At 56.4% G+C, this 24,144-nt stretch carries 20 protein-coding genes and 1 tRNA gene; 9 read left to right on the top strand and 12 right to left on the bottom strand.

The features are described from left to right. Positions 1-4: 4 nt before the first annotated feature. Positions 5-883, top strand: coding sequence for a divergent polysaccharide deacetylase family protein (locus ACH3PB_RS20260; RefSeq protein ID WP_416397299.1), 879 nt, complete (start codon positions 5-7; stop codon positions 881-883). Here the strand turns inward: ACH3PB_RS20260 and ACH3PB_RS20255 are convergent. The 6 genes from ACH3PB_RS20255 to ACH3PB_RS20230 all read right to left on the bottom strand — a co-directional run bounded on the left by ACH3PB_RS20255 (position 856) and on the right by ACH3PB_RS20230 (position 4,835). Further along, positions 856-1,311, bottom strand: a complete 456-nt coding sequence (locus ACH3PB_RS20255) for a DUF2244 domain-containing protein (protein ID WP_416397298.1) — start codon at positions 1,309-1,311, stop codon at positions 856-858. The two genes, ACH3PB_RS20260 and ACH3PB_RS20255, sit on opposite strands and share 28 nt — an antisense overlap. Before the next feature lie 61 nt (positions 1,312-1,372). Then, positions 1,373-2,146 (bottom strand): imidazole glycerol phosphate synthase subunit HisF, encoded by a 774-nt coding sequence (gene hisF / locus ACH3PB_RS20250; protein ID WP_416397297.1) that lies wholly within the window; start codon positions 2,144-2,146, stop codon positions 1,373-1,375. Between the two features lie 14 nt (positions 2,147-2,160). Next, the gene (gene hisA, locus ACH3PB_RS20245; protein ID WP_416397296.1) at positions 2,161-2,928 is read right to left on the bottom strand and encodes a 1-(5-phosphoribosyl)-5-[(5-phosphoribosylamino)methylideneamino]imidazole-4-carboxamide isomerase; all 768 of its coding nucleotides are present in this window, start codon (positions 2,926-2,928) and stop codon (positions 2,161-2,163) included. A gap of 57 nt (positions 2,929-2,985) precedes the next feature. Further along, complete coding sequence (gene hisH / locus ACH3PB_RS20240) at positions 2,986-3,639, bottom strand: imidazole glycerol phosphate synthase subunit HisH (protein WP_416397295.1); 654 nt, start codon at positions 3,637-3,639, stop codon at positions 2,986-2,988. A 4-nt stretch (positions 3,640-3,643) separates the two neighbouring features. Continuing rightward, entirely contained in the window at positions 3,644-4,288 is a 645-nt protein-coding gene (gene hisB, locus ACH3PB_RS20235) for an imidazoleglycerol-phosphate dehydratase HisB (protein ID WP_416397294.1), read from the bottom strand. Positions 4,289-4,340: 52 nt separating this feature from the next. Further along, complete coding sequence (locus ACH3PB_RS20230; protein ID WP_416397293.1) at positions 4,341-4,835, bottom strand: SRPBCC family protein; 495 nt, start codon at positions 4,833-4,835, stop codon at positions 4,341-4,343. A gap of 64 nt (positions 4,836-4,899) precedes the next feature. On the opposite strand from ACH3PB_RS20230, the gene mutY reads away from it, so the two are divergent. Together mutY and ACH3PB_RS20220 are read left to right on the top strand one after the other, a co-directional pair. Next, complete coding sequence (gene mutY, locus ACH3PB_RS20225) at positions 4,900-6,048, top strand: A/G-specific adenine glycosylase (protein ID WP_416397292.1); 1,149 nt, start codon at positions 4,900-4,902, stop codon at positions 6,046-6,048. Next, positions 6,048-6,323, top strand: a complete 276-nt coding sequence (locus ACH3PB_RS20220; protein ID WP_416397291.1) for an oxidative damage protection protein — start codon at positions 6,048-6,050, stop codon at positions 6,321-6,323. Before mutY ends, ACH3PB_RS20220 begins: the two co-directional genes overlap by 1 nt. Before the next feature lie 35 nt (positions 6,324-6,358). On the opposite strand, the gene ACH3PB_RS20215 is transcribed toward ACH3PB_RS20220, so the two are convergent. Continuing rightward, on the bottom strand, positions 6,359-6,517 hold the full coding sequence (locus tag ACH3PB_RS20215) for a YqaE/Pmp3 family membrane protein (protein WP_416397290.1): 159 nt from the start codon (positions 6,515-6,517) through the stop codon (positions 6,359-6,361). A gap of 175 nt (positions 6,518-6,692) precedes the next feature. Here ACH3PB_RS20215 and acnA point away from each other — a divergent pair, with 175 nt between their 5' ends. The 4 genes from acnA to sodC all read left to right on the top strand — a co-directional run bounded on the left by acnA (position 6,693) and on the right by sodC (position 11,272). Then, entirely contained in the window at positions 6,693-9,440 is a 2,748-nt protein-coding gene (gene acnA, locus ACH3PB_RS20210) for an aconitate hydratase AcnA (protein ID WP_416397289.1), read from the top strand. Between the two features lie 6 nt (positions 9,441-9,446). Further along, positions 9,447-10,334 (top strand): alpha/beta hydrolase, encoded by an 888-nt coding sequence (locus ACH3PB_RS20205; protein WP_416397288.1) that lies wholly within the window; start codon positions 9,447-9,449, stop codon positions 10,332-10,334. Positions 10,335-10,422: 88 nt separating this feature from the next. After that, positions 10,423-10,498: transfer RNA gene (locus ACH3PB_RS20200), tRNA-Phe, on the top strand. Between the two features lie 216 nt (positions 10,499-10,714). After that, positions 10,715-11,272: a superoxide dismutase [Cu-Zn] SodC gene (sodC, locus tag ACH3PB_RS20195; protein ID WP_416397287.1), complete on the top strand. Its 558-nt coding sequence runs from the start codon at positions 10,715-10,717 to the stop codon at positions 11,270-11,272. Here sodC and ACH3PB_RS20190 read toward each other — a convergent pair whose 3' ends face one another. From ACH3PB_RS20190 to nirB, 5 genes are read right to left on the bottom strand one after another with little or no spacing between them, the layout of a single operon-like run. Then, positions 11,273-12,283 carry a DUF1853 family protein gene (locus tag ACH3PB_RS20190; protein ID WP_416397286.1) on the bottom strand — a complete coding sequence of 337 codons (1,011 nt, stop codon included), beginning with the start codon at positions 12,281-12,283 and terminating at the stop codon, positions 11,273-11,275. Between the two features lie 48 nt (positions 12,284-12,331). Then, positions 12,332-15,043 (bottom strand): molybdopterin-dependent oxidoreductase, encoded by a 2,712-nt coding sequence (locus ACH3PB_RS20185; RefSeq protein WP_416397285.1) that lies wholly within the window; start codon positions 15,041-15,043, stop codon positions 12,332-12,334. Between the two features lie 7 nt (positions 15,044-15,050). After that, a complete protein-coding gene (locus tag ACH3PB_RS20180) occupies positions 15,051-16,352 on the bottom strand; it encodes an NAD(P)/FAD-dependent oxidoreductase (protein WP_416397284.1) in 1,302 nt (433 codons plus the stop codon). A gap of 5 nt (positions 16,353-16,357) precedes the next feature. Then, positions 16,358-16,702 carry a nitrite reductase small subunit NirD gene (gene nirD / locus ACH3PB_RS20175; protein ID WP_416397283.1) on the bottom strand — a complete coding sequence of 115 codons (345 nt, stop codon included), beginning with the start codon at positions 16,700-16,702 and terminating at the stop codon, positions 16,358-16,360. Between the two features lie 44 nt (positions 16,703-16,746). Beyond that, complete coding sequence (gene nirB, locus ACH3PB_RS20170) at positions 16,747-19,299, bottom strand: nitrite reductase large subunit NirB (protein ID WP_416397282.1); 2,553 nt, start codon at positions 19,297-19,299, stop codon at positions 16,747-16,749. Positions 19,300-19,661: 362 nt separating this feature from the next. Between nirB and traF the strand changes: the two genes are divergently transcribed. Together traF and ACH3PB_RS20160 are read left to right on the top strand one after the other, a co-directional pair. Further along, positions 19,662-21,002 carry a conjugal transfer protein TraF gene (traF, locus tag ACH3PB_RS20165; protein WP_416397281.1) on the top strand — a complete coding sequence of 447 codons (1,341 nt, stop codon included), beginning with the start codon at positions 19,662-19,664 and terminating at the stop codon, positions 21,000-21,002. Between the two features lie 86 nt (positions 21,003-21,088). Continuing rightward, positions 21,089-24,064 carry a DUF748 domain-containing protein gene (locus ACH3PB_RS20160; protein ID WP_416397280.1) on the top strand — a complete coding sequence of 992 codons (2,976 nt, stop codon included), beginning with the start codon at positions 21,089-21,091 and terminating at the stop codon, positions 24,062-24,064. The last annotated feature ends 80 nt before the right edge of the window (positions 24,065-24,144 follow it).

Below are 24,144 nucleotides of genomic sequence, written 5' to 3'. Positions count from 1 at the left end.
GTCCATGAAGCTATCAAGGCCATCGCTATACCGGCGCCTGCCAGCGCGGCTGAGCTGCTTCTGGGCGCCACGGCTGGTGTTGCTGGCCTTGTCGTCGATCGTCGCAGCGAAGACGCCGCCAGCACTGGAAATGAAAGCCCCTGGCGATGACGAGGCTCGGCTGCCCGCGATCGCTATCATCATCGACGACATGGGTCATGACAACAGCAACGGCCTCGATGTCATCGCGCTTGACGCCCCCCTCACGCTGGCGTTCCTGCCATATCGTGCCGCGACCGGCCGCCACGCCATTGAGGCGCACCGGCAGGGCAAGGAAATCATGTTGCACATGCCCATGCAGAATATCTACAGCATGGCGCTTGGCGAGGGCGCATTGACCGACGACATGAGCGATCTGCAGATCAAATCGACGCTGCAGAACGCGATAGACAATATTCCCTTCGTATCGGGCGTCAATAACCACATGGGCAGCCAGCTGACACAGGATCGCCGCGCGATGTCAGCCGTGATGACCATCATCCGGGAGGCACGCATACCCCCACTCTACTTCATCGACAGTCGCACTACAGCTCAGACGGTGGCGCTGGAGACGGCGCTGGATCATGATATTCCGGCAATGAAGCGGGATGTATTTCTCGACCACGTCGTGGACCGGGAGCAGATTCGCTTTCAGTTCAAACGATTGATCAGTCTGGCGCGAAAGAATGGTACAGCGATCGCCATAGGTCATCCTTATCGTGAGACGATTGATGTGCTACGCGAAGAGCTAGCTCTGCTCGGAGAAGCGGGTGTGACTGTCGCAAGCGTTAGCGGCCTCATGCAGATCGCTGAAGATAATGAGCCAGCAAAGGTCGACTACGACAGGATGGCAAAACGATTCTGATAGCTCTCAACCAGCGCACGCAGCTGTTTGAGTAGATGTTCTCTGTCTGCTTCGTTGAGCTCTGCACCTATGGGCACCCTCACCTGACGGCAGACCAGAAACAGCTGCAGGTTCTTCCAGCGATCGCGCTCCACCTCGATACGCGTAGCCATTCTCTCCATTGAACAGCGGAATTCGAGTCGGCGGTATCCACGCTCGAGCGTGACCGCGTTCTCCGAAAGCTCAATGATTTCCCGGCTCGCACATCGCCGGCAGATTCTATACGTGAGGTAGGTGAATAGTGAGAGCTCTGCCACGGTGAATAGCAGAACCAGGGTCGCACCCAGGGAAAAGAGGTAGAGCGCCGTCATCAGCGAGACGACGGACAGACACGCAATAATCCTGACATTGTTGTGCCAGCCAAGCGCGTTGTTTGGCGACAGTGTCAATCTGGCACAACCGGGAAACCCGCTCGTCTCCACTTCCACCATCTGCACTGCCCTCTGAAAATTACAGACGCATTTCTATACCGCGTTCTGCCATGTACTGCTTGGCTTCGTCAATGCTGTACTCGGCAAAGTGAAAGATGCTTGCAGCCAATACGGCATCGGCTCGTCCGTCGATGACTCCATCAGCGAGATGCTGCAGTTTGCCCACACCACCCGAAGCAATGACGGGCACACTGACGGCTTCACTCACTGCCCGCGTCAGGGCAAGATCGAAGCCATCGCGGGTACCGTCACGGTCCATACTGGTGAGCAGTATTTCACCCGCACCCAGCCCCACCATCTTCCGAGACCACTCTATGGCGTCCAGACCGGTCGGCTTGCGACCGCCATGTGTGAAAATCTCCCAGCGCGGCGTCTCGCCTGGTTGGGAGACCTGCTTCGCGTCGATAGCAACCACGATACACTGGCTGCCAAAGCGCTGGGACGCCTCCGATACGAATTCGGGATTGAAGACCGCCGCGGTATTGATACTCACTTTGTCCGCACCGGCATTCAGCAGGTTCCGGATATCCATGAGCTTGCGTACGCCGCCGCCAACCGTTAGCGGGATAAACACACTGCCAGCCATGCGCTCGACAATGTGATAGGTCGTGTCGCGGTCTTCATGGCTCGCGGTAATGTCGAGGAAAGTGATCTCGTCAGCACCTTCCTCGTTATAACGCCGTGCAATCTCCACCGGATCCCCGGCGTCACGTATACCTTCGAACTTCACACCTTTCACGACGCGACCATTGTCGACATCGAGACAGGGAATAATACGCTTTGCGAGTCCCATCAGGACGTCCTCTCTCAGCCGTGCTCTTCGCGCATACGGTCGCAATAGGCCTGCGCTTCAGCGAAGTCCAGCGTACCTTCATAGATCGCCCGGCCTGAAATCGCGCCCACGATGCCGCCCTTCCCGCTCTTGGTGCCGCGCAGACAGGCTGACTGCAGACGCACGATATCTTCCATTGAGGTGATGCCGCCTGAAGCAATGATCGGCAGTTCACAGGCACCAGCCAATGCTTCCGTGGCCGCAACATTCACGCCCTGCATCATGCCGTCGCGGTCGATATCGGTGTAGATGATGCTATTCACGCCGGAGTCCGCAAAGGCTTTGGCCAATGTCTCAGCCCTGACGTTGCTGACTTCAGCCCAGCCTTCGACGGCAACCCAGCCGTCTTTGGCATCGATGCCGACAATGATCTTGCCGGGAAAGGCCTGGCAGGCTTCACGAACGAAATCAGGGTTCTTTACGGCCATTGTACCAATGATCACATAGTCGACGCCCAGATTGAGATAGTGCTCGACTGTCTTGAGATCACGAATACCACCACCGATCTGCGATTCGAGATCAGGATATTCCTGCACGATATCCCTCACGATGCCGCCATTGACTGGCTCACCAGCAAAGGCCCCGTTCAGATCGACGAGGTGGATGCGGCGCGCGCCGGCATCGATCCATCGCGCAGCGACCTTGAGAGGATCGGTAGAGAAAACCGTGGATTCGTCCATACGACCCTGACGCAGGCGCACGCATTGACCATCTTTCAGGTCGATTGCCGGGATGACTAACATGAGTGTGACCTCTGATAAATGAATTCGATATGCAGATCTGGATAAGGCGCAGACTGGTCAGCAAGACCAGCGTGAAAAGTTCTGCAGCAACTTCAGACCGGCGTCATGACTTTTCTCGGGGTGGAACTGGGTGGCGAAAATATTATCTCTCGCCAATGCTGCGGTGACATCCACCTCATAGGAGGCCGTCGCGCAGACCGCCTCCGTTTCGTTCACATCGGCATAATAGGAGTGCACGAAGTAGAATCGGGTACCATCAGCGATGCCTTCGAACAGTGGATGCGCAGCCATCTCATCTGACTGCACCAGTTGGGACACTGCAGACCAGCCCATGTGTGGAATCTTCAGTCCCTTTTCGAGCATTCGTGCTGGAAACTTGTGCAGGCGACCAGGGATCAGCCCCATACCTTCCACGCCACCGTTCTCGTCACTATGATCGAGCAACACCTGCATGCCAACGCAAACGCCAAGCATGGGCCTGCCGAGCGGCAACCAGTTCCTGATGGCCTCATCGAAGCAAAGATGGCGGATTTCAGCCATACAGTCGCGAATGGCGCCGACGCCAGGGAGAACAATCCGGTCCGCTGCGTCAAGCTGCTCTGGATCTGTGAGCAAAGAGACCTTGCTGTCGGGCGACACCCGTTGCAGCGCCTTGACCACACTGTGAAGATTGCCCATGCCATAGTCGATAACGCCGATCGTACCTGCCATTGTGTTACAGACACCCCTTCGTGGATGGCATGATACCCGCCATACGCAGGTCGGGCTCGATCGCCATTCTCAGCGCCCTGCCGAAGGCCTTGAATATCGTTTCGGCCTGATGATGCGCATTACGACCCTTGAGATTGTCGATATGCAGTGATACCAGAGCGTGGTTAACGAAGCCCTGGAAGAATTCGTAGAACAGATCGACATCGAACTGACCGATACTCGCACGAGTGAACTCGACGTCCATCTCGAGCCCTGGCCTACCGGAGCAGTCCAGCACCACCCGTGACAGTGCTTCGTCGAGCGGCACGTAGGCATGGCCGTATCGACGAATGCCTGTCTTGTCACCGAGTGCTTTCGTGAAAGCCTGTCCAAGCGTGATACCTACGTCTTCGACGGTATGATGCGCGTCGATATGCAGGTCGCCTTTGGCATGAATTCGAATATCGATCATGCCATGTCGTGCCACCTGATCAAGCATGTGTTCGAGGAACGGAACACCCGTGTCGAAGTCGCCCTTTCCGGTGCCATCGAGGTTGATGCTACAGGAGATCTGGGTTTCATTAGTGTTGCGGATCACTTCGGCCGTGCGGGCTTCGCCAAAGGAGGTGGTCGAAACTCCGCTGCTGTCGTTCATGGGCGTCTTGGACATACTTCGATTCCAGCTGTATATATGCGCCGCAGTATACCTGAAGGCGCCTGTCTCAACTAGACGGTATGCCCTGCTGAAGATTTTCGATGTAGTCGTCGATGAGCGTGTTGAATTCATGTTTCACCAGCGGGCTGGCCGCAAGCTTCATGATCCCAGGCAGGGGCAATGTGATAGTACCGGTATTGCTGAAACGACAGCGCGTACCCTCATTCCCCGCACCGTCACGTTCCTCTTCGAGTGTCCATTGACCTCTTACGAGGCTGTTATCGTCCCCGGTCGCTGGCTCTTCAAGGGGCTCCCAGCGGACGGTTCCTGCGCTTCGATCACTGATATAACGGCAGGCGTATACGGTCTGCAGGGAATGTTTGTCGACGCCTATGCGCTTGAGCGCCCAGCGATAGCTATTGTTGCCGAGATCGGACAGCTGCTCCAGCTTGGGAAAGTATGAAGCCGAGCTGGGTACGTCGGCCAGTATGTCGAAGACCTTGCCCAGGGGCGCCTCGATGCGGAAGTCCCTTTGAATTTCAGTGGTGATGCTTACTGCCATGGTCTGTTACTCTGCTAGGTATTGGCTTTGATTGTTTCTATTTCGTCGACACTTTTTTCCGGATATGACTTTGACTGACTTTGCCACTGCCGTACTCGCCTGGGCAGCTGAACATGGCCGCCATGACCTGCCCTGGCAAAATCCGAGGACACCCTACCGCGTATGGGTCTCGGAAATCATGCTGCAACAGACCCAGGTCGAGCGCGTGAAATATTTCTTCGAGCGCTTCATGCAGCGCTTCCCCGACATCGCCAGCCTGGCCGCCGCAACAGAAGCTGAAGTCATGCCTTACTGGGCAGGCCTCGGCTATTATGCCCGGGCCAGAAATCTGCACAAGGCTGCCGGCATCGTGAACGCATCTGCTACAGGTGCGCTGCCCGAGTCACTTGAAGCGCTGATGGAGTTGCCCGGCATAGGTCGCTCGACCGCTGGCGCCATACGGTCGCTGGGTCAGGGTTCCTTCGGAGTTATCCTCGACGGCAATGTCAAACGCGTGCTCTGCCGCTGTGCAGGCATCCGGGAATGGCCAGGCCAGAGCGGCGTGCAGAAATCCTTGTGGTCGCTGGCCACGAGCCTCACCCCTACAGCATCCACCGCAGCCTACAATCAGGCGATGATGGATATCGGGGCGACCCTGTGCACCCGTCGCAGGCCTGCATGCGAGCGTTGTCCTGTAGCGGCAGACTGCATAGCACGTGCAAAGGGTCTCACAAATGTCATTCCCGCACCGAAACCGCGGCAGGTGCGAGCAATCCGCCATCGCTTCGTATTGGTGGCCCATGACCGACGACGGGTTCTGCTGGAAAAGCGCCCCTCTACCGGCATCTGGGGCGGGTTATGGTCGCTACCTGAAACACAGCCAGATGCGCCGCTCGAAGTTGCTGGCGATGCCTTCGCCCGCATTTTGGGGCTGCCATTGCATCCGGGACTCGACAGCTATACCGGCTCCACGATACAACATGATTTCACCCACTACCGGCTGCTGATGACGCCGGTGTATCTTGCGGTGGATGAAGCTGGTGCCGGAACCGTACACCCTCAGGGACTGGCCAACGGCATTTATCAATGGCATGAGTTGAGGGGTCTTGACTCGATTGCCCTGCCAGCGCCAATCACCACTTTATTGAAAACCTTCGCCAGAACTGGCGTCGGGCAGCTATCGCTCGACTTCTCTGCTGGTGAGCAACAGGTCTTATTCACGGAGAACGCATAATGACGCGCACAGTGTTCTGTAGAAAGTATCAGAAAGAATTGCCAGGTCTGGACCAGCCGCCGATGCCCGGCAAAATCGGCCAGGATCTATATGAACACGTCTCGCTAAAAGCCTGGCTGGAATGGCTTCAACATCAGACGCTGCTTATCAACGAAAAACATCTCAATCTGATGGATCCTGAGAACCGCAAGTATCTTCAGGAGCAGATGCAAAAATTCTTTTCAAATGAGGGCGTGGATACTGCAGAGGGCTACGTGCCCCCTGTCGAATCCTGAGCAAGCCAGTCAGCTTGTAAGTCTGACAAAATTCACTAGCGCTTCGCGATGATCCAGACGGCGTGAACGATGCCTGGGATGTAGCCGAGAATGGTGAGTATGATGTTGATCCAGAAGTGCTTGCCTATGCCGACCTGCAGGAAAACACCCAGTGGGGGCAACAGGATAGACAGAATGATGCGAATGATATCCATAGTACTACTCCTTGGTTGATGAGACCGCGGTGACCTTGTCGCCGCGCATACCTCGTCATGTTGAAACACGTATTACGCAATATACGGTCCATAGTGACTTCTCAGTCTGCCAGCCAGGATCTTTCGTAACAGAGATAACACTTCCGCCATTCATCCAGCGACTCGGAGCTACAGCATGACCAGCGCAGACTCGAACACCTTCAATACGCTCAAACAGCTTGATGTCGACGGGGTCGGCTATCGCTATCACGACCTCAAAGTGCTCGAGAGCAAGTTCGCCATCAGCAAGTTGCCGTTTTCAGTCCGAATCCTGATCGAGAACCTGCTGCGCAATGAAGATGGACAAGCCATCACCCATGCAGATATCGAGGCGCTGTGCCGCTGGTCACCCACAGCAGGACCGCAGGATCTTGCCAATATTCCAGTGCAGTTCATTCCTTCCAGGGTAGTGTTGCAGGATTTCACCGGCGTTCCTGCTGTTGTGGATCTTGCTGCGATGCGCGATGCCGTTGCCGACCTTGGCGGAGATCCGAAGCAGATCAACCCGCGGGTACCGGTCGATCTGGTTATCGATCATAGCGTGATGGTGGATTACTTCGGCTCCAAGAATTCACTCGATCTGAACACCAAAATCGAGTTCCAGCGCAATGAAGAGCGCTACCGCTTCCTGCGCTGGGGCCAGCTGTCGTTTGATAACTTCCGGGTGGTGCCGCCGGGTACAGGCATCGTTCACCAGGTCAATCTCGAATATCTTGGTCAGGTGGTGATGCAAAGCAAGTCAGACGACGGCAACCTGCTCTACCCCGACACGCTGGTTGGTACCGATTCACACACAACCATGATCAATGGCCTGGGCATTCTGGGCTGGGGCGTAGGCGGTTTGGAGGCCGAAGCCGCCATGCTCGGCCAGCCAGTCACCATGGTCGCCCCCGCGGTCATCGGCTTCGAACTGTTCGGCAGGCTGCCAGAAGGTGCGACTGCCACTGACCTCGTGCTCACTGTGACGCAGATGCTGCGCAAGAAGGGTGTAGTCGGGAAGTTCGTCGAGTTCTTCGGCGACGGTCTCGACAGTCTGCCGCTGGCCGACAGAGCGACCATTGCCAATATGGCACCTGAATATGGCGCCACCTGCGGCATCTTCCCAATCGACCAGCAGACCATGCAGTATCTGAAGCTCTCCGGCCGCTCCGCGCAGCAACTCGCTATCGTGGAGAAATATGCAAAGGCACAGGGGCTATGGCGTTACAGCGCAAGTGAATCCAAGCCGCAGATCGGAGGAGATCTCGCGCCGGCAGTTGCGCTGGACAAGGACTCTTTCTCGGATACGCTGCAGCTCGACCTCGCTGATGTCGTACCTAGTATTGCCGGGCCGAAGCGGCCTCAGGACAGGATTGCACTCACCCAGGCCAGCCAAGCCTTCAAGGACTACCTGTCACGCAGCCTCGACGAGCGTAGTGGCGACAAGGCCGATGTGGACGCTGCGGCATCGGTTTCAATGGATGACAAGAATTTTGAACTCAATCATGGCGATGTCGTGATTGCAGCCATTACCTCCTGCACCAACACATCGAACCCAGATGTCATGATCGCTGCGGGCCTGGTGGCTCGAAATGCGGTCCGTCTGGGCCTGAAGGCGAAGCCATGGGTGAAGACATCACTCGCACCTGGCTCCCAGGTGGTGCCCGCCTACCTCGAACAGGCAGGCGTACTGGATGACCTGCAGCAGCTCGGCTTCAATATCGTCGGCTTTGGTTGCACGACCTGTATCGGCAACTCAGGCCCTCTCCCAGAGGCCATCAGCGAGGCGATCAAGGCCAAGGATCTGACCGTTACCGCCGTACTGTCTGGTAATCGCAACTTCGAAGGCCGCATTCACTCTGATGTGCGCGCTAATTATCTCGCATCCCCGCCACTCGTTGTCGCCTATGCACTGGCCGGCTCGATGAAGGTTGACCTGTACAATGACGCGCTGGGGGAAGACACCAACGGTAATCCGGTTTACCTGAAGGACATCTGGCCGAAGCGTGAGGAAATCGATGAGCTGGTGCGCACGACCGTCTCGTCAGACACCTTCAATACCAAGTATGCAGACGTGTTCAAGGGTACCGAAAGCTGGCAGAAGCTCGAAGTGGCAGCGACTGAACGCTACGAATGGCCAGACTCGACCTATGTGCGCAAGCCACCCTACTTCGAAGGCATGCGGCCCGAGCCCGCAGAGCTTGCGCCCATTCGTGACGCGCGTGTGCTGGTGAAAGTTGGCGACTCGATCACGACCGATCATATCTCACCTGCAGGCGCAATCGGGCCTGACAGCCCGGCTGGTCAATATCTTCAGGAACAGTCAGTGCTCCCTGCGGACTTCAACAGCCTTGGCAGCCGACGCGGCAATCATGAAGTGATGATGCGCGGCACCTTCGCAAACGTTCGACTGCGCAATCAGCTTGCACCTGGCACAGAAGGCAGCTGGACGACCTACTGGCCGTCGGAAGACGTCGTCGATATCTTCGAAGCCTCCACACGCTACAAGCGTGACAACACACCGCTGCTCGTGCTGGCCGGCAAGGAATACGGCACTGGTTCAAGTCGTGACTGGGCGGCCAAAGGCACGCAGCTGCTTGGCGTCAAAGCCGTCATTGCCGAGAGCTACGAGCGGATTCACCGATCCAACCTGGTCGGTTTTGGAGTAGCTCCGCTGCAGTTTAAATCTGGCGAGTCAGCGGAATCGCTGGGGCTGACTGGCAAGGAGCGTTTCACCATAGGTTCGATGAGCGACTCGCCGAAGGAAGTCGATGTGACCGCGACAGATGAATCCGGCAAGGAAACCAGGTTCAAGGTGGATATCAGGATCGACACCGAGACGGAATGGACCTACTTCCGTCATGGCGGCATCCTTCATTACGTGATTCGCGACATGACGCAGTAGGCAACTATGCGGTCTTCTATTTTCAGGCTTGGCAGCCTCGCCAAGACCGCGAGCCTGTCGCTGTTCCTGGCTGGTTGCAGCAGTGCCAAATTCGCGATCGTGAATACTCCGTTGTTGTTCAGCGATGTGAACGTGACAAGAGGCATCATGTTCAACAAGCAGCATGACCTCGCTCTCGACGTCTATCGCCCACCCGCTGACGCGCTCAAGACCGGGGCTACGGTGAAAACTGTGGTCTTCTTTCACGGTGGCGGTTGGGAGAACGGCAACCGCTCGCAGTATGCTTACGTTGGTGCGCGATTGGCCCAATCTGGATATGTGGCGGTGGTACCCGATACCCGCCGCTATCCTGAGGTACTGTTTCCAGCTTTCATGCATGATGCCGCCGATGCGGTGGCGTGGGTGCAGGCCAACATCGGCGACTACCAGGGTGACCCTAAAGATATCGTGCTCATGGGGCATTCTTCCGGTGCCCATATTGCCGCGCTGCTTCTGGCCGACAAAAGCTATTTGAGCGCTGCCAATGCTTCATTGGCACCACTCAAGGGGCTGATCGGCCTGGCGGGTCCTTACGATTTCGAGCCCAAGGATGAGACCTACAGGAAAATCTTCTCGACGACCACCGACTACTATGAAATGAAAGTGACCAATTATATCGACGGCAGCGAGCCGCCGATGCTGTTGGCCTATGGCCTGCAGGATGAGCTGGTTGGTGAACACAACCTGCGTCGACTGGTTGGCGCACTGGAGGCTGAAGGCGTGCCCTACCGCACCGCGCTGTATGACGATCTGAACCATACCGATCTCGCTGCAGCCTTCGCCTGGCCGTACGCTGGCGACTCGAAAGTACTGGCCGATGTGCTGAATTTCCTAAAAGCCACACCGGACTCTTGACACCCGCCGCTCGAGGCGATTAAATACGCCCCCATCGTTAGTCAGCTGATACCGCGCAAATGCGCAGCACCAGAGGCTCAAACGATTTGCCCAGATAGCTCAGTTGGTAGAGCAGAGGATTGAAAATCCTCGTGTCCCTGGTTCGATTCCGGGTCTGGGCACCATTATTTCATGCACTAAGGCTCATCATCTTGATGGGCCTTTTTGCTTTCTGGGCCACACTCCTCCTTATTCAGGTCGTCGCCCATCTGCGCCACACAATTCCGCTAGTCCAGTGATACGACGGCATCTGTATAGCCTTCGAGCGCGTAAGCCATAGAGACGCCGGCCACGGGGCCGACGAATGGAACTCAGTCGCAAAATCAACTGGAGCCTGTCTCATGCTTGGACGACCAATTCAGAAAACGCTGACCATTGCCACTGCTATCACCGCCGCAGCGCTATTCCCATTGAATGCCTTGGCTGCCGATGACGATCCTCTCGAAGTGACCGTGCACAAGGTATCCGACACGGGCGTAGGCGAAAAAATCGGAACGATCAGATTAAGTAATGATGAATCCGGGCTTGTGATCGACCCGGATCTCAAGGGGCTCTCCCCTGGCGCACATGGTTTTCATGTTCACCAGAACCCTGACTGTGGACCTAAGGCGCCTGACGGCTCCACTGGTGCAGCCAAGGCTGCTGGCGGTCATTACGACCCTGCTGACGCGGGCAAGCATGCTGAGCCCTGGGGCGAAGGTCATAAGGGTGACATGCCGGTATTGGTCGTGGATCAGTCTGGCAACGCGGATAGACCAGTGCTCGCGCCCAGGCTTACTGTTGGCACCGTGATCGATCGCGCAATCGTCATTCACAAGGGTGGAGACAATTACGCCGATGAACCCGAGAAACTCGGCGGTGGTGGTCCGCGCGTCGCCTGTGCGGTGATCAAGAGATAGTTATCTCAGTTTCGGTCCGAGGTGCTGTAGTGCGCGGTCGGCCCAGTCATCCGGCGTGATGAAAAAGCGTGTGTTTTCAACAAGCCTGCCGTTTACCCGGCTAAGTGAAGCCACCATCAAGGGTCTGGCGGCGCTCAGCCTGGGAGTCTCGCTGAGCTGCTCAAGTGCCTCGGCTGCGAAATAGGCTTCGATCCGGCTTACCAGACTGTGGAAGTCCAACGCTTCCTGAGCGCTATGCGCCGGCTGGAGCCAGACCGCTTTTGGCAGGATGACCCAATGATCACCGAAGCCACTGAGCTGCTCCAGATGAGTCTTCTGGATCCAGTAACCACGGCAATGGTCAGGTGTCAGCAAAGACTTAACCATCTCCATGCTTGGAGTAAGTTTATCCTGGGTGACTTCTGGGAGCGTAGCAGTGCTGTCGAATGGGTAGAACAAATAGCCCTTGATGACGAGTTCGACCTGCTTCACTGCGAAACCCAGGGATGCCATGAGCTTCTTCGCGACAGCATCATCTGAAAGGCGCAGCTGTCGCTGCAGTAGTGCCTCCAGCTTCAGGTCAAGCCTGTCTCTCTGGCCCGGACCGAACCAGATGTAGTGGCCGGCAGCCGAGGGCAGTCCAAGGTAGAATTTGACCGCGAGCTCCTGATGCACAGCCCCATTGGCACTCTCTAAAAGCAGGTCAAACTCGCCTAGGGTCTGCCCTTCGTCGATCACCTGAAGATTGGCCTCGAGCACGTCGTACGGACCGAAGAAGCGGCAGGCCGCAAGATAGGCCTGCTCAAACCGTACACCTAAAAAGTGACTTCTCATCACCATGGACTCAGCCAAGGCGCCCAGCTCGTGATGCAAATTACGAGCGTCGTCGGCCAGAGCATTCCGGCAGGCTGCCTCAAGCGCCTGACTGTGTACCGGCTGGTAATCGGGGTGAATGAGCATGTGTGCGCTGCTGCCCGCCCACAAGATCTCTTCAGCGAGCTGCTGTGGTGATATTGGAGGCTTGTGCTTCATGTTTACCGTCTCGTCCGCACTGCTGATTCAGCGCCCAAGTGTGCAGCTTCAGAGAAAGCGCTTCAACTCCGGCAGACATGAGCCACAGTTTGTCCCAGCGCGCGTAGCCAAGCTCAGTGCATTGACCGTTTGGGCGCCATCGAGCACAGCAGCTTCGAGGGTACGCTCGCCAACACTGAGACAGGCGCAGACAATGGCGCCGCAATCGATGCCGTCACTGGCTCGGCCCGCCAACAGCGTGAGCACTTCGTCCTGTGTTTCGTGAGTTCGCAGGAGGGCTGACTCAAGGAAGAGACGGTTTGGTCCGGCATCTTTCATCAGACATCGAAAACTGGCGTAGATCAACTGACCATCTTGCAGGCAAATTCGGCGCACATCGCCACGGAAGCTGTCGTTGCTTTCGATCGTAGCTGGATCGGTGGCATTGAGATTCCTTTCGAGGTCCAACCATTGTGCTTCAGTACCGGCAAGCTCAAGACGGTAGCCGCCTTCACATCGGATGCGGGCGGCGTACGGCATCTCGGGCAAGGGTAACTTCACTTTGCTGACAACGAAGCCTCGCCAGGACACTTCAGCCCTGGGAATACGCGTGACATCAACCGAACTGCCCTTGTTGTCCGGCTGCGCCGATACCGGATCCACCAAGGGTGCGACAAGTGCGTTACAGCCACTGCGCCTTGCGAACTGTTCGGACCAGTGCATAGGCATGAAAAGCTCCCCTGGCCTGCCATCTGCGCTGATCTGTGCCTTCACTACCGCGTCACCCCAGTTATTGGAGAGACGAACGCAATCACCACTCTGTATATCTCTGCTGGCGGCATCACTGATGTGTATTGCCACGAAGGGCTCATCGATGTGTCTGTTGAGGCGCGGCGCCAGCCCCGTTCTCGTCATCGTATGCCATTGGTCGCGTATTCGCCCGGTATTCAGACGCAAGCGTGATGGGGACGTCACTTCAGCAGGGGCGATCAGGGAACCGAGCGAGACGATCTCCGCTCGATGGCTCAGCAGCCACTGGCTGCTGCACAGGCGACTGACATCATCTGGCGTCGCACTTTCAGACCTTGCCGGCAAAGGCCATTGCTTAGGCTCCAGCGCATCATAGACCTCAGCTGAGAGCTCACCCAGTTGACTGATGTCGAACACTCGTCCGAGCCCATCTTCGCCTTGAGCGTGCCCGCTCAGGCGCGCATGCTCACTGAAGATTTCGTGTGAACTGTCATAGTCGAAAGCGTCCTCATGGCCCATATCACGCGCTACGCTGGCCAGCGCCCACCAGTCGGGCCGGGCTTCGCCCGCAGCGGGCAGGAATGCGCGTTGTCTGGAGATTCGTCGCTCGGAATTGGTCACGGTTCCGTCTTTCTCACCCCAGCCAGTCGCCGGCAGCAGCACATCCGCATAAGCGGCCGTTGCGGAGTCCTGAATACACTCTGAAACGATGACGAGCGGGCAGCGTTGCAGTGCGGCCTTGATCCTGTCGGCATTGGGAAGACTAACGACGGGATTTGTGCCCATGATCCAGATGGCCTTGATCCGCCCGTCATACACGGCGTCAAAGAGGTCGACGGCAGGCAGTCCTGGACCCTTGACCATGTTCGGCGCCTGCCAGAACTCACCCAAGGCCGCCATCCCCGCCTCGTTGAACGGCAGGTGTGCTGCCAGCTGATTTGACAGGCCGCCGACTTCGCGCCCGCCCATGGCATTTGGCTGTCCAGTCATCGAGAACGGTGCCGCTCCCGGCTTGCCTATGCGGCCCAGCGCCAGATGCAGATTGGTAATGCTATTGACCTTGTCCGTGCCATTGGACGCCTGATTGATTCCCATCGAGAATACGGTAGTCATCCTCGGCTGCTGCTCTACCAGCGTCAGGAACGTGTTCAACTCGTCAAGTGGCAGGTCACAGTGGGATTCAAGCACCTGCAGTACCTGATCTTCGGAAAGTTCATCACCTGGCTGGGCCCCTGTGAGTTCCAGGTAAAGCGCCGTGAATGCCCGGCAGGTCTCCGCAAGTATGTCCTCCAGGCCAAACGTGCACGACGCCACGAACGCGTTATCAATGCGCCGTCGGGCCTGCATGATCAACAACACGCCGGAAAAGAGCAAAGCGTCCGTCCCGGGGCGGATTTGCAGATGTAGATCCGCGCCATCACAACTTGCTGTTCGTCGAGGATCGATAACGACCAGGCGTTTATCGGGATTGGCTGCACGCGCAGCCAGCACGCGCTGATGCAGTACAGGATGACACCAGGCCAGATTTGCGCCTGCCAGTATCAGCAGGTCTGCGATTTCGAGATCTTCGTAACAGGCCGGCACAAGATCTTCACCAAACGTGCGCTTGTGACCGGCCACAGCTGATGACATGCAAAGGCGGGAGTTGGTATCGACGTTGGCCGATCCGATGAAACCCTTCATCAACTTGTTGGCTACGTAATAGTCTTCAGTCAGCAATTGTCCCGACAGATACATGCCGATTTGCTCGGGACCGCCGTCGGCAATCAGTGCATTGAAGCGATCGGCAATAAAGCGGGTGGCCTCCTTCCAGCTCGCGCGCTTGCCCTGTATTCGAGGGTGCAGACATCGGCCCTCGAGGTGAAGCGTCTCCCCAAGCGCACTGCCTTTCGAGCAGAGACGTCCTAAATTCGCCGGATGGAGCTTGTCGCCTTCGATCTGGACCTGACGTTGGTCGACATCGGTGACGCGGGCGCGGATTCCGCAGCCGACGCCGCAGTAGGCGCATGTTGTACGGACCTCGTTTGGCATCAGAGGATCAGGCTGCAGCAAGATAACGCTGACCGTGGAGCAGCGCATCTGCAAAGGCTTCAACGCTGTGGCCGCTCTCGATCAGGGACTGGTACCAGCCGGCATCCCGGGTGTCGCCGTAGAGGACCACCCCAGCAAGCGCACCACCGGTGATGATCAACCGCTTGTAAATACCAGCCTCTGGAACGGATAGCAGCATTTCCCGCCTTTCTGGCCTGGCAGTACCGCTGGAGGTCTCACTGATATCCCCCATCGAGAAGAGATTGATACCGGAGATCTTCAGACGGGCTGACAATGGCCGCTGTACAAAATAATCGTAGCCACGCTCTCCGAGGTGATTGGCGCATACCCTGGCCTGATCATAAAGCGGCGCTACCATGCCGAAACTGGTGCGGCGGTGACTGACGCATTCGCCGATGGCGTAAATCGCCGGATCGCTGGTTTGCATACAGTCATTCACCACAATGCCGCTGCTCGTTTGCAGGCCGCAGTGTCGTCCGAGCTCGTCCTCAGGTGTGATACCTACCGCTACCACCAGTAGCTCAGCACCAAGGCTTCGTCCGTTGATAAAAGATATTGATTTAACCGCATGTTTGCGTCCCGCGCACTCGATCAGCTCAACGCTGCTGATGTTCGCTTCGAGTTCGAAACGCACGCCGCTAGCCTCGAGCGCCTTCTGCAGAAGCCGGGCGGCGGTGCCATCCAGCTGACGGTTCAGTATGGTAGTGGCCCGATGAACGACGGTGACACTGAAGCCAAGTTTATTCAGACCATAGGCTGCTTCCAGCCCGAGCAAACCTGCGCCCACGACGACGGCTGATGGCGCTCCTGTATTCGAAGCCATCTTGGCTGAGGCGAGCGCCTGCATGCGCTCGACATCGTCGAGCGAGCGAAATGCCATGAGTGCCGGATCACTGCTGACTGTACTAAACCATGGTGGCAACGCAGGTTTGGAGCCACTGGCAAACACCAGTCGATCGTACGGATAAACGTACCCTTCAATGGTCCGAACTGTCCTTCGCGCTCTATCGACCGCGACAACCTTGTGCTTTGCGCCCGACAATACCCGTACTGCTCGCTGCTGATACCAGTTCTCAGGCTTCAGTGCCAGTTCGTCGCTGCGCTTTTCGCCCGCCAGGACCGGTGAGAGCTGAATCCTGTTATAGCCAAAGTGCCGCTCGTCGCCAAATATCGTGACGTCGTAGCGAACATCATCGTAGCGTTCGAGTTCCTCGAGCAGACGAATCGCGGCCATACCACCGCCGATGATGACAAGTGCCCGCCTACTCGCTCCAGACGGCTGCGCCACGCTGCTCACGCTGCCGCCGAAGCCTCGACTGCGGTAGACACCTGAACCAGACCATCCTGAATTCTCACCTGATAGACAGGTATGCTCACTGAGGGATCTTCCAGGCAGCGGCCAGTCGTTAGTGAGAAGTGCTGTTTATAGACTGGCGAGGCCACGACCAGCTCGCCTTTCAAATCGCCGATGATGCCTCGCGACAGCACGTTCACCTTACTGAACGGATCGAAATTCGACAGCGCGTATGGCTGGTTATCGATGATGAATATCGCCACCTGTCGGCGGTCTACCAGCACATTCACACCAAGGTTGCCGATAATGTCGTCGACACTGCAGACTGTCATATAGTTACTCATGGTCTCATGCTCCTGTTGCCTTGGGGTTTGGTGTCGTGAATAGCTCAAGCTGATCTGGCCAGGATCCTTTCTTGGTTATTCGCTGGACGAATCTGCCCCCGCTCCTCCACGAAGAGCACTTCCTCATCGTGCTGCTCACTGTTGACGAAGTGACGGAAGCGCTTGAGCTTCTCAGTGTCTTCGATGGTCGTTTTCCACTCACACTGATACTGGTCAACGAGATACTGCATCTGCGCCTCGAGTTCCTCGGCGATGCCCAGGCTGTCGTTGCAGACGACGTCCTTCACGTAGTCCAGGCCGCCTTCGAGGTTGTCCAGCCAGGTGCTCGTGCGCTGCAGCCGATCCGCGGTCTTGATGTAGAACATCAGATAGCGATCGATGTACTTGAACAGGGTCTCGTCATCCAGTCCGGTTGCCAGCAGATCAGCATGCCGTGGCTTCATGCCGCCGTTGCCACTTACGTAGAGGTTCCAGCCATTTTCCGTGGCGATGACGCCCACGTCCTTGCTTTGGGCTTCGGCGCACTCTCTCGTGCAGCCTGATACCGCCAGCTTGAATTTGTGCGGAGAGCGGATGCCCTTGTAGCGATTTTCGATCCTGATCGCCATACCGACGCTGTCGAGCACGCCGTAGCGGCACCAGGTACTGCCGACACACGACTTCACGGTTCGCATGGATTTGCCATAGGCATGGCCAGTCTCGAAACCAGCGTCGATGAGCAATTTCCAGATCTGTGGCAGGTCATTGAGCTTGGCGCCGAAAAGATCGACGCGCTGGCCCCCGGTGATCTTGGTGTATAGATTGAAGTCACGACCAATCTCCCCGAGCACAATAAGCTTCTCAGGTGTGATCTCGCCGCCGGCTATCCTCGGAACAACCGAGTAGGTCCCATTCTTTTGCAGGTTGCCGAGAAAATAATCGTTAGTGTCCTGAAGGCCGGCATGCTCTTTTTCGAGCACGTATTCGTTCCAGCAGCTCGCAAAAATAGAGCCGACCGTAGGTTTACAGATGTCGCAGCCGCGACCGCGACCATGCTTGGCAATCAAGTCTTCAAAGCGTCGGATATTGCCCACCCGCACAAGGTGATAGAGCTCCTGACGGGTGTGCGGAAAGTGCTCGCAGAGATCGCGGTTGACCTCCATCCCGAGCTTTTCGAGCTCGTTGTTCAGTACCTGGCCCAGCAAGGCTGTGCAGCCGCCACAGCCTGTGCCTGCTTTGGTGCAACTCTTCAGCCCGCTAAGTTGGGTCTCCCCACCTTCGATAGCGCTGCAGATATCCGCCTTGCTTACGTTGTGACATGAGCAGATCTGTGCGGTCGCTGGCAGCGCATCCACACCCAGTCCAACAGGCGCATCGCCGAACGATGGCAGAATGAGTTGCTCTGGATTTTTTGGCAACTCAATGGCGTTGAGCATGTACTGCAGCAGCGCACCGTAGCTGTCGGCATCGCCGACGAGGATCGCGCCGAGCAGGTGCCTCTTGTCCTGGCTCACTACGATCTTCTTGTAGGTCTGCGCATCTTCATCGAGCCAGGTGTAGGATTTCGCACCAGCCGACTTGCCATGCGCATCGCCGATGCTGGCCACGTCCACACCGAGAAGTTTCAACTTGGTACTCATGTCTGCGCCGGTAAACGACGATGCCCTGCCGAGCAGATGATTCGCCAGCACTTCGGCCATCTGATAACCCGGGGCGACCAGGCCGAAAATCTGGTTGTTCCAGAGTGCGCACTCACCGATGGCATAAACATTAGGGAGCGAAGTGCGGCACTGGTTATCGACCACGATACCACCACGCGGCCCTACTTCTATCCTGGACTGTTTTGCGAGTTCATCACGTGGCCGAATGCCAGCGGAAAACAGAATAATGTCGGTTTCGAGGTGACTGCCGTCCGCAAAGATCATGCGCTGAGCACAATCCTCACCATCGACGACCTCTTTGGTGTTCTTCGAACAGTGCACATCCACGCCGAGTTCTTCGATCTTCTGCTGCAGCAGGGTACCGCCCTGGCGATCCAGCTGCACGGCCATCAACTGTGGTGCGAATTCGACGACATGGGTCTCAAGCCCCAGATCCTTGAGCGCTTTGGCAGCTTCGAGACCAAGCAGGCCGCCCCCCACGACGACACCAACCTTCTTGCCTTTCGACGCTGCAATCGTCGCGTCGAGATCTTCGATGGTGCGGTAGACGAAGCAGCCTGCCCGATCATGTCCTGGGAATGGTGGAACAAAGGGGTAGGAGCCAGTAGCGAGCACCAGCTGATCATAAGGCACAATTTCGCCAGACTTCAGGGTAACCCGCGATTGCGCTGAATCGATGTGGGCTACACACGCATTCAGTCGCAGATCGATCGCGTTGTCTTCGTAAAAGCCAGGCCTGATCAGTGAGAGTTCTTCGGCAGTGGTGCCGGAGAAGTACTTGGAAAGCTGCACTCGGTCGTAGGCGCCGCGGGGCTCTTCTCCCAGCACTGTGATCTTGAAATCTTGATCCGCATCGCCGGCTGCAATGGCTTCGACAAGCGACTCAACAAACTTGTGGCCGACCATGCCGTTGCCGACCACGACGATGTGCTGCTGCGAAGGAAGGGTTTGGTTCATGTCTGCCTCGAATAATAGCCATACCGAATTGATTACCTCCCATACAGCAATATCCAGACCAGCCTAAACGAAACGCACTTTAACCCTTAAATATCAATCACATAGAATATAGTTAAGAACTTCAAGCCTCTTTGGAAAGGGGTGTTTCGCACTAAGTTGATGCAGACACCACGGGGGAAGCGGTCCAAATTGAGTCGCACCTCGGTCGCATGCCAATCTGGTGCACGACAAGATGTCGCCTTCCGCACCGATGCGGTGCAGTAAGGAAATGTTGCTTTTTGCAACTACAGCCTGTCTTGGCTTCGGTGAGTGCTAGGCTTTCAGCTTATCTCTTTTCAGAATCAGACCTTGTGCCGACGCCTATGAATAATGCTGCTTCAAACCCGAAATTTTTCGCCATCAACGCTTTGGCAGTCTGCCTCGCCGCCACTGCCGTCAACGTGTCCGCCGCACCCCGTGGCTTCTCCGATGCCAGATCGGCGGCTATGGGCAGGACAGGCATCGCCATCGAAAATCCCCTGGCAGCCCCATTTCTGAACCCGGCGTTGCTGGCTATGCCGAGCGCCCGGGACAAACGCCGCACCGCCCTATTACTGCCGTCTTTGCGTGTCAGTGCAGCGATGGATGAGGACCTGGTCGACAACATTGACGATTTCCAGGATAACGATCGCTGGGACGAATTCGTCAACGCCGTTGATGCCTTCAATGGTAGCAATAGCGGTGCGACTGAAGCAGAAGCACGCGATGCTCTCGCCAATGCCATAGAGAAGGCCAGAGCTGTCGACGCCAGCCTCGGTGAGATAGACCGTGAGGCTCTGCAGGTGCGATTGGGCCTGGGCACCGCACTGTCGAGAACCGGAGGTGACAAACCTGGCTACGCAGTCTTCGCAGGCACCAACGTCGAACTCAACGGCATCTCAAGATATAACGATTCGGGCACGGTCAACGCCGTCATCGATGCGGCTCAGGCAGCACTCGATGCAGCTGACGCCAACGATACTTCTGGTCTTGATGCGGATCTGGAGCGACCTACTGATGACCCGCGGTCCAACGCCAGCATTCTTGGTATAGCGATCGCTGAAGTTGGTATTGCCTATGGGCATAATTTCAGGCTGAACACGATGAATCTTCAGGTTGGCGCAGCGCCGAAACTGCAGCACGTCCGCACCTTCGATTACACCGCCAACGCCAACTCGTTCGACGAAAATGATTTCGATGCCGGAGAATCTGAAGAACAGAAGACCGTGTTCAATATGGACTTGGGCGCCTCTGCTCAACTCGATAGTCTCGAAGCGATGTCCTTCGCGCTGGTCATCAAGAACATCGTTCCCTACGATTTTGAAACAGCGGGCGGCAATACAATGGAGCTCAATCCGCAAGTTCAGGCGGGCCTTGGCTATACCGGCGAAAACTATGTTGTGACTGCGGAGCTGGACCTTACCCGTAGCGAGGGGGTTGGCTTCGAGGGGGACCGCCAACTGCTGGCTATCGGCGGTGAATACAGTCCTCTCGACTGGCTGCACCTGCGCGGTGGATTCAGCAAGAATCTCAGACACGGTGGCGCCGAAGGCGGTGATATCGACCAGGATACCCTCTTGAGCGCCGGGCTTGGCTTTAGTCCGGGCGGCACCAGAATTGATCTGGCTGCCTTTGTAGGCGAGTCTTCAACGGGCGCAGCTTTCCAGCTGGGCTATCTGTTCTGATCCTATCCTCGGTTTTCGGAGTATGACTCAGTAGGCTTGCTGGGTCCCCAGTCAGCAGGCAACCCCGCTAACTGAGGAGCCCGAAGATGAAGCCAGACACTCGCCTTTTAACCAGTCAGTGGTACAAGTCGAAGTTGTTCTGGCTACTCTTCGTCATTCTGCTCTACGCGCTCATCGGCTTTTTCCTCGTACCCTACCTCATCAAAAATTATACTGAAGACGCCATCGAGCAACGCTTCGGCTGGACGGGCGGTCCTGCAGACGTCAGCTTCAATCCTTTCGAGATGTCCCTCGAAGTGAATGATTTCGACATGAGGGATGACTCAGATCGAACCATCGTTTCTTTTTCGGAACTCTACATCAACTTTGATCTAGGCTCGCTGTATTACTGGGCCTGGACACTCGAACCGTCGCACCTGAACGACCTGTACACGCTGGTGGAAATCGACGAGTCCGTCCAGACCAACTTTGGCAAGGCCTGGGCAGCACACAACAAGCCCGCGCCCGAGGATCAACAGGATGCGGGTGCGCTGCCACGTATTCTTCTGAAGGAAATCGTGCTGACCGACGGCCGCGTCGAAGTAATTGACCGCAGCCAAGGCAGCAAAATTCAACACGACATCAGCCCTATAGACCTTCTTGTCAGTGATTTCGTCACTTATGAAGGCCGAGATGGTCGCTATGTCGCTTCCATAACGCTGGGTGAGTCGCAAAAAGTCCAATGGGAGGGCTCTATTGATGCCGAACCATATCGTTCGAATGGGCGGCTCGAATTGTCCGGCTTCAACCTCGCGCACCTTTGGCCTTACGTTCAGCCTCTTGTTGACTATAAGGTCAGCTCAGGGCGCCTCGATGTTGGTACCAGCTATGTCTTCAGTTGGCAGCCTGATACACAGCAGGCCCTGCATCTTCAGGTTAGCGATGCCTCCGCTGAAATCAGCGATCTTGCTGTTGAGCTACCAGAGACCAAGGCGTTCGATACTGTCGAGCTTGGCACGATAGGCAAGATGGGCTTGCGGGGCGTCGACTACGATTACAACGCCGCCGATCTCGATATTCAGGAAGCCTATCTCACTGCTGCAGACCTCACGCTTATCCGCAATGCGCAGAGCCAGATCAATGTGGCATGGCCCTATACCGGCATGACAAACGAGGCTGACACTACTGAAAACCAGCCCTCAAGTGCAGACGCCAATGCAGATGCCGGCTCTTTCGAATGGCAGATCGAACGCATAGACCTGAGCGATTCCCGTGTTACCTGGATAGACCGAACGCTTAGTAATCCGGCCAACATCAGTGTAGAGAAGATTTCCGCGCAGATGCAGGGCCTGAGCCAGAACCTGGATGAAGAGAAGGCATTCAGCGCATCGATGACGCCGGAACAGTCAGGACCTGTTGAAATTGAGGGTACGATCGTGCCTGCAAAAGCAAAAGTCGAAACGGCGCTGTCCATTCAAAAGCTCCACGTGCCACTCGCCCAAGCCTACGTGAGCCAGTTCATCGACTTGCAGCTAAACACGGGCAATCTGTCGAGCAAGGGTGAACTGGTGCTAACGGGCGATAGCGATATCGGTCATTTCACTGGCAACATTGACGTTGATGACTTCGATGCCACAGACCCTCTTCTCAAGGCAGAACTCATAGGCTGGAAAAGCCTCCGCACTGGGCCCATGAGGGCGGAATTTGCACCAGCAGTAGTCACTATAGACACGTTGACAGCCATCAAGCCCTACGGGCAATTCAAGATCAACGACACCGGCGAGACTAATTTTTCGGCGCTGTTTCCAGCGACACCAGATGCCGGAGGAGAGACACCAACTGACGCGCCCGAGGCTTCAAATGGTAGCAGTGATGTCGCAGTAGAGCCGAAGGCAGAAATCAACATCGCGCGCGTTCTTTTTGAAAACGGTCGCCTCTATTTCGAAGACAACAGCATCGAGCCCTCCGTGGTGTTGCCAATGAAATCATTGGGCGGGGCCATCACCGGCATGTCATCGCGACCCGACGCCCGCAGCGAAGTGGATATCGCAGGATCGGTCGGCGAATTCGGCACAGTAACCATCAAGGGGGATCTCAATGCCCTGGCTGAGCAGCTCTATCTGGACCTCGGCCTGGTGGTAAAGAACTTCCATCTCACCACAGTGTCGCCCTACGCAGCCAAATACATCGGGCGCAAGATCCAGCGTGGACAGCTCAGGCTCAACCTCGACTACAAGGTGGAGGCAGGCGAGCTAAATGCCTCAAACGATATCGTTATTGAAGAGTTCTCACTTGGGGAGTCGGTGGACAGCAAGGAAGCCATCGACCTACCGGTCAGCCTGGCTATTGCACTACTGAAGGACTCCAATGGAACTATCAACCTGGACGTGCCAGTGAAAGGCAGTCTGAGCGATCCGAATTTCGCTCTCGACAAAGTCATCTGGAACGCATTCACCAATCTTCTCAAGACAGCGGTCAAGTCGCCATTCAAACTGATAGGACGACTTGTCGGCAGTGGCGGAGACGACATCGAAAAAGTAGATTTCGAAGCCGGCTCCAGCACCCTGTCAGAAACCGCCAAGGGTTCTATCCAGAGTCTCTCTACAGCATTGAAGGAGCGACCGGATCTCAAAGTCGGAGTGACTGGTCGCGCCTCACGCGCAGTTGACGCTCCGGCGCTGGCGCAGTCGCAGCTGGCGACAGAGATGGGTCGTCGCCAGCTTATGGGTGGCAACGAGATAGCCTCGTATGAAGATTATCTCGAAGCCCAAGGCAGTGAGTTACCTAAGCGGACACGCGAAGCCGACTCTGATGCCCAAAACGCCGAAGCGCCTCAGAATAGTGATGCCGAATATTTGGCCCTGCTCAAGCAAGCGGCAGAAGACAGTATTGAAATCAGTGACGAAATGCTCATGCAGCTTGCCCTCGAACGGTCTAAGGCAGTTTATCAGCGACTGGTTGAAACCACCTCGCTCGACCCTGCGCAGATCTCGACCAATGAACCCGTAGTTGATAACGCCGAAACTAGCGGCCAAGAGCGTGAAGGCAGAATTGCTCAACCATTTGAACTACAGGCGCGGTAATGTTTTTGCAAGAACAACCCCCTTTTTACATTACAGCAACATCTATTTACACAAACCATCAATTTGTTTTCACGGACTAT

It is taken from the genome of Allohahella sp. A8 (assembly GCF_047946665.1).
GTDB lineage: Bacteria > Pseudomonadota > Gammaproteobacteria > Pseudomonadales > Oleiphilaceae > Allohahella.
Note: the sequence above shows the minus strand (reverse complement) of the source record. Positions and strands in the feature narration are given on the sequence as shown.

Excerpts from the sequence above, each read along its gene's own strand:
- ACH3PB_RS20260 (WP_416397299.1), top strand. The coding sequence starts at position 5 with ATGAAGCTATCAAGGCCATCGCTATACCGGCGCCTGCCAGCGCGGCTG.
- hisF (WP_416397297.1), bottom strand. The coding sequence starts at position 2,146 with ATGGGACTCGCAAAGCGTATTATTCCCTGTCTCGATGTCGACAATGGT.
- hisA (WP_416397296.1), bottom strand. The coding sequence starts at position 2,928 with ATGTTAGTCATCCCGGCAATCGACCTGAAAGATGGTCAATGCGTGCGC.
- hisH (WP_416397295.1), bottom strand. The coding sequence starts at position 3,639 with ATGGCAGGTACGATCGGCGTTATCGACTATGGCATGGGCAATCTTCAC.
- hisB (WP_416397294.1), bottom strand. The coding sequence starts at position 4,288 with ATGTCCAAGACGCCCATGAACGACAGCAGCGGAGTTTCGACCACCTCC.
- ACH3PB_RS20230 (WP_416397293.1), bottom strand. The coding sequence starts at position 4,835 with ATGGCAGTAAGCATCACCACTGAAATTCAAAGGGACTTCCGCATCGAG.
- mutY (WP_416397292.1), top strand. The coding sequence starts at position 4,900 with ATGACTTTGACTGACTTTGCCACTGCCGTACTCGCCTGGGCAGCTGAA.
- ACH3PB_RS20220 (WP_416397291.1), top strand. The coding sequence starts at position 6,048 with ATGACGCGCACAGTGTTCTGTAGAAAGTATCAGAAAGAATTGCCAGGT.
- ACH3PB_RS20215 (WP_416397290.1), bottom strand. The coding sequence starts at position 6,517 with ATGGATATCATTCGCATCATTCTGTCTATCCTGTTGCCCCCACTGGGT.
- acnA (WP_416397289.1), top strand. The coding sequence starts at position 6,693 with ATGACCAGCGCAGACTCGAACACCTTCAATACGCTCAAACAGCTTGAT.
- ACH3PB_RS20205 (WP_416397288.1), top strand. The coding sequence starts at position 9,447 with ATGCGGTCTTCTATTTTCAGGCTTGGCAGCCTCGCCAAGACCGCGAGC.
- sodC (WP_416397287.1), top strand. The coding sequence starts at position 10,715 with ATGCTTGGACGACCAATTCAGAAAACGCTGACCATTGCCACTGCTATC.
- ACH3PB_RS20190 (WP_416397286.1), bottom strand. The coding sequence starts at position 12,283 with ATGAAGCACAAGCCTCCAATATCACCACAGCAGCTCGCTGAAGAGATC.
- ACH3PB_RS20185 (WP_416397285.1), bottom strand. The coding sequence starts at position 15,043 with ATGCCAAACGAGGTCCGTACAACATGCGCCTACTGCGGCGTCGGCTGC.
- nirD (WP_416397283.1), bottom strand. The coding sequence starts at position 16,702 with ATGAGTAACTATATGACAGTCTGCAGTGTCGACGACATTATCGGCAAC.
- nirB (WP_416397282.1), bottom strand. The coding sequence starts at position 19,299 with ATGAACCAAACCCTTCCTTCGCAGCAGCACATCGTCGTGGTCGGCAAC.
- traF (WP_416397281.1), top strand. The coding sequence starts at position 19,662 with ATGAATAATGCTGCTTCAAACCCGAAATTTTTCGCCATCAACGCTTTG.
- ACH3PB_RS20160 (WP_416397280.1), top strand. The coding sequence starts at position 21,089 with ATGAAGCCAGACACTCGCCTTTTAACCAGTCAGTGGTACAAGTCGAAG.